The sequence below is a fragment of the Pseudomonas gessardii genome, from assembly GCF_001983165.1.
Classification (GTDB): Bacteria; Pseudomonadota; Gammaproteobacteria; order Pseudomonadales; family Pseudomonadaceae; genus Aquipseudomonas; species Aquipseudomonas gessardii.
In genome coordinates this window covers 1-591 of the sequence record NZ_MNPU01000148.1, presented here as the reverse complement: position 1 = coordinate 591, position 591 = coordinate 1, and the positions used below count along the sequence as shown (strand labels likewise).

The window sequence follows — 591 nt, the reverse complement described above, 5'->3', positions numbered from 1 at the left end:
AACAAAGCCAACGGCCTGAAGCTGTCAGGCTCGTAGAGATAACTGCGATGCTGCCCCGCCGTGTGTTCGGCGATGATCTTGTCGCCTTGCCAGAAAAACTCAGTCGTTTTGCCCGCCACGGTTTTGCTGATACGCCGCCCAAACGGGTCATAGCGATAACTGGCCTGGCTGCCGTCCGGCTGGGTGACGCCGATCAGGCGGTGCTGGCAGTCGTAGCGGTATTCGGTGACCCACTGCTGTGCGCGGCCACGGCGTTCGCGTATGAGGTTTCCGAAAGCGTCGTAGTCGTAATGCCGGTCGCCTTGCAGTAACAGGCGGTTGCCGACGACGATGCCGGGCCCTGGGCGGTCTTGCATCAGCAGGTTGTTCGCCGGGTCGTGGGCGAAGCGTTCGGTGGGGGCCTGGGAGTGGTCGGCGCGGGTCAGGCGGTCGAGGGGGTCGTAGTGGTAGTCGTGCTGGCCCTTGCGGGTGTCGAGCCGGCGGGTGAGGTTGCCGCTTTTGTCGTAGGTGTAGCGGCGCAGGCCGTGGGCGTGTTCGTGTTGGGCCAGGCGGCCCTGCTCGTCGTAGTGGTAGTGGCTGAGCAGTTGGCCC

1 protein-coding gene is annotated in these 591 nt (G+C 64.5%); it reads right to left on the bottom strand.

Going from position 1 to position 591, the window contains the following annotated elements; all coding sequences use genetic code 11:
- Positions 1 to 591, bottom strand: a 591-nt coding sequence (locus BLL38_RS30075) for an RHS repeat domain-containing protein (protein WP_139340787.1), incomplete at both ends; no start/stop codon positions are given.